Origin of the sequence: Paenibacillus sp. MER TA 81-3 (assembly GCF_023713585.1) — a bacterium.
Taxonomy (GTDB): Bacteria; Bacillota; Bacilli; order Paenibacillales; family Paenibacillaceae; genus Paenibacillus_B; species Paenibacillus_B profundus.
The window spans coordinates 205,524-209,776 of the sequence record NZ_JAMAWB010000003.1 but is presented as its reverse complement, the minus strand read 5'-3'; the positions used below and the strand labels follow the sequence as shown (position 1 = coordinate 209,776).

The window sequence follows — 4,253 nt, the reverse complement described above, 5'->3', positions numbered from 1 at the left end:
TTCAGCAGAGGGGGCAGAATACGATGTTCTCCCCCTCTATGCTGACTACTACAAAGAAGGAGTGGTTGACATGAGTACAGTTACAGTGAACAATCGGTGGATCGTTTGTCCGAAACCTAATCCTAATGCCACCTTCCGTTTGTTCTGCTTCCCTTATGCGGGAGGCTCTGCATCGGTGTTCCGCACATGGCACAAGGAACTGCCCGATCATCTTGAAGTATGCTTGATTCAATATCCTGGCCGAGGAACTTGGATAGGGGAGGCTGCATATACAGATATAGGGGCGATGGTTGAAGCGGCAGCACAGGCGATTCGTCCTCATCTGGACAAGCCTTTTCTCTTCTATGGCCACAGTATGGGGGCTATTATCGCCTTTGAGCTTGCGCTATATTGTGCGGAGCAATTCGGGCGACGCCCGATTCTGCTGATGGTAGGAGGACGCAATGCTCCTGATGCGGATCGAGAGCTGGAGCCGATTTACCATCTGCCTGAGGCAGAATTTCGCGCTGGACTGAGAACATATGGCGGAACGCCAGATGAAGTGCTGGCGAATGATGAACTGATGGATTTGTTTTCACCGATATTGCGTGCAGATTTTCAATTGTCCGAAACATATACCTACAAAGGTGGAAAAGTGACTTGTCCGATAGTTGCCTGGGGTGGACATGATGATCATATGGTGCCTGAGGACAATTTGCGTGAATGGAAGCGATTTACGGACTTTCGTTTTACATGCGAAATGCTGTCTGGAGGACATTTTTTCTTGCAAAGCCATCAAGAAGAACTGCTTGCAAGAGTAAAAAAGGAATTGGAATTGCTTACTCAATTATCAATTTGGGGTAGATTACAGTAAGATACAATTTACTAAAATTGTGCTATAATAGTTCCTGTATTTAACAGATTGGCGTTGGAGGTTTGATAGGTGAACTTTACATTCCGAAAAAAGTCCATTACACTGATGTACAATTTGATTGGCTTATCTGTTGGCATGCTGCTGGGACTTGTTGCGGTCATTGTCGCGGCTATCTTCTTGGCATCGCCGTGGAATTGGATTGTCCTCGTCATCGGTATACCTATGCTGTTCGGTGGCACTCGCAGCTTGCTGGTCGTGATGAAGGAAGCTCACTCCATCAGCGCGGAGGGGCTTGATTTCAAGTATTTTGGTTTCCACCTGCATATTCCTTACAACGAGATTGCCCATGTGGAGCGTTACACAGGGCCTTTGCCACAAGATCTGTCGTTGCCCCAATATGATCAGAAGTATTCGCTTGCCAATCAGACCCTCTACCTTGTAGCAGATACCATGGAAATGATCGTAATAACGATGAAACAAACGAAGGAAACCCCTCTGTCATGGCCGAGCAAAGAAGTAATTAACTTCACTCAGCTCATATTCAGCGTAGATGAACCCGCGATGTATCTTGATAAGTTATCTGAATACTTCAGTGACGAAGCCAGTGACGATGTGAAACAGTCCTTCTCGGATATTGCAGCCGCCAGTGAGATTTTGAATAATCCAACACCTGATTCAGCAGCTCCTGTAGAAGCAATTCTTCCTAAACGGGTGAGCTTTGCCGGAACAAGAGAGGGCAAGGCGATCAAGATTACGGGCTTGCGCAAATCATACGGGAATTTTGAAGCGGTAAAAGGGATTGATTTGACCGTTGAGCCAGGTGAAATTCTAGCATTTCTCGGCAGCAACGGAGCTGGCAAGACCACTACAATTAAGATGTTGATAGGCTTGCTTGATCCAACGGCAGGTGAGATTACGATATGCGGCAAGGATCTGTTCCAAGAGGGCTTATCCGCGCGAAAGCTGATTGGTTATGTACCTGACAACCCGCTGCTGCGGGAGGGGCTGACAGCACGTGAATTCCTGTGGCTTGTTGCTGGTCTATATCATATTCCGGAGCAGGAAACTAGGGAACGTACGGAAGAGCTGTTACAGGCGCTCAAGCTGGAGCAGTGGGGCGACCATCTGATTCGCGGCTTCTCCCTCGGGATGAAGCGTAAGATGGCGATAGCAGCCGGGCTGATTCATCGTCCTAAAGTATTACTGCTTGACGAAGTAACGAATGGTCTCGACCCTCGTGCAGCCCGTGAAGTCAAGGACCTAATCGTAGCTGCAGCGAATCAGGGAACAGCCGTATTCATTACGACACATATTCTTGCGTTGGCAGAGGAGTTGGCTGATCAGGTTGCTATCATTGAGCGTGGTCAGTTGCAAGCATTAGGTACGATAGATGAGCTTCGTGCGCAGCTGGGGATGCCGGGGGCGAATCTGGAACAGCTCTTCCTTCACTTAACTGGTAATGTGCCGAGTGTGGAGGTGACGTAATGCTGAGTTTGTATACAACACGTGCGCTAGTCCGGGCCATCTTGCAGGAAAAATGGAACCAATCCTGGAGGTTCAATAAATGGAAGGCCGGTCTCTGGTTAAAACTAGCTCAGCTAGGAGTCGTCACATGGATCGTTATTTTGTTTCGTGATGCACCCCAATACAGCTTCAGTCTCGTGGTGTCTTTCATTTTATTATTGTCCGTGTTAGTTAGTATTCTTGAAGTATTCGGTAAGCAGGAAGGTCAGTTATATTCAGACCGATTCTTACAGTTCGTACATATATCAGCATGTCCTCCCGCACACATGATGCTTGCTTCCGTAATTGCAGAGCTTCCCCCTAAGGTATTTACATCTCTGTTAACATCAATCGTATTAAGTAATCTATTGCCGAATGATATTGTCATTTGGGCAGCGCCGCTAATGTTTCTAATCAGTATATTAGCTGGATTGATTGGCGACCTGTCAGGTTTGCTGCTGCTGATTATCTTAGTTCGAGTGGCTCCTGGGATTTTAGGGGCAACCCGCATTATAGTACCAGGAATATTCATAGCGTTAATTATTTATGTGGCGTACATTTTGATGAGTGGAATTCCCTTTGAAATTATTGGTCTGTTGTTGCAAGAAAATCTCGCTTGGATCTACTTGATTGCGGGCATACTGATGCTTCCAGGCGTTGGGATGGCACTCAGTCTATGGCTTGCCCCGCTGCGAGTTGGCCGATTGTATCGGGACGGCTGGAGAGAAGCGGCCAAGCGATTCGATACCGGAAGGAAGGCGTCTTCCCAATCCAGATGGCCTGCGTTGATGTCCGGTCCAATTGGTGCTATTCAAGCGAAGGAATGGCTACAGCTAAGACGCAATCGCATTACGTATGTGCGCTTGTTGTTTCTTGTTGCAGGCTTGGTCGCCGCATTCTTCGTTGGACCGATGATCGCTGCACAAGATGAATCCTTGCGTATGATGATGGTTCTGGCGGCAGGCTTGCTGGTTGCTCTGTTAAGCTACGGTGAGGTTCTTGCTGCGATGTTTGTCGGGGAAGGGCGCAATATCGCTTTTTATATTATTTCTGGGACACACCCAAGGCATTTGCTAATTGGCAAGATGCTGTCGGCTATACCGCTAGGTCTCATCAGCTTGCTTAGTACTTGGGTGTTTGCCTTATTTAGTGGATTGTCATTAGGGCAACAGCTTAGTGCGGCCCTGATCGGTGGACTGCTTGGAATCGGCATGATAGTTATCTTGATTGGAGTAGCCGCAGTAGGCGTTAATCCGGGAGAATTCGATAAGAGAGACGAGAAGGAGACTTCCTCTGAAATCAGTGAGCAACTGCCAAGCGGTGTGGGTTCATGGGCAGGCATCGGTACGGCGCTGCTCTACTGGCTCATCGGCTCGGTTACTGGTGGAGCAGACCTTCCGATATGGGCTACGCTTCTGCTCGTTGCCGTACTTATTATGATGATGGCCTTCACTTATGTTCTGGGCAGTGCTCGTTTATGGAAATTGCTGCTACGGGGCAAATGATGGTGAGATAGGCTGTTCACAATATGTCAAATAATATCCATATTAGTCAACCTCTATTGCCTTAATGGACGTTGTAGATAATAGTAAGGAATAGGTCATTTTGCAAGAAGCTGCGCTCGATGTCGAATGCGCGGCTTCTTCTGTTGTGCAAAGAAAGAGATGAAAGGATGAAGACGCTTGTCGTGGCAGAGAAACCAGATATGGGCCGCAACATTGCTTCTGTCATTGAACCGAAGGGACGGAAGCATCAAACCCATGTTGAAGGGGAGCAGTATATTATCACGTGAGCGATCGGACATCTTCTCTGACTAGCTGAGCCGCAAGTGTACGATGCCAAATATAAACGTTGGAACTTCTATGACCTGCCGATCATCCCATCACATTCAAGATAA

General features: G+C 47.6%; 3 protein-coding genes and 1 pseudogene. All 4 read left to right on the top strand.

The window, feature by feature from the left end; all coding sequences use genetic code 11:
* Window positions 1-70 precede the first annotated feature (70 nt).
* On the top strand, window positions 71-853 hold the full coding sequence (locus M3650_RS05410) for a thioesterase II family protein (RefSeq protein ID WP_251573035.1): 783 nt from the start codon (window positions 71-73) through the stop codon (window positions 851-853).
* A 69-nt stretch (window positions 854-922) separates the two neighbouring features.
* Window positions 923-2,338, top strand: coding sequence for an ATP-binding cassette domain-containing protein (locus M3650_RS05405; RefSeq protein WP_251573033.1), 1,416 nt, complete (start codon window positions 923-925; stop codon window positions 2,336-2,338).
* Window positions 2,338-3,861, top strand: coding sequence for a hypothetical protein (locus tag M3650_RS05400; protein ID WP_251573031.1), 1,524 nt, complete (start codon window positions 2,338-2,340; stop codon window positions 3,859-3,861). Before M3650_RS05405 ends, M3650_RS05400 begins: the two co-directional genes overlap by 1 nt.
* Before the next feature lie 167 nt (window positions 3,862-4,028).
* A pseudogene (locus M3650_RS05395) lies at window positions 4,029-4,238 on the top strand (hypothetical protein); the annotation flags it as partial.
* Between the last annotated feature and the right edge of the window lie 15 nt (window positions 4,239-4,253).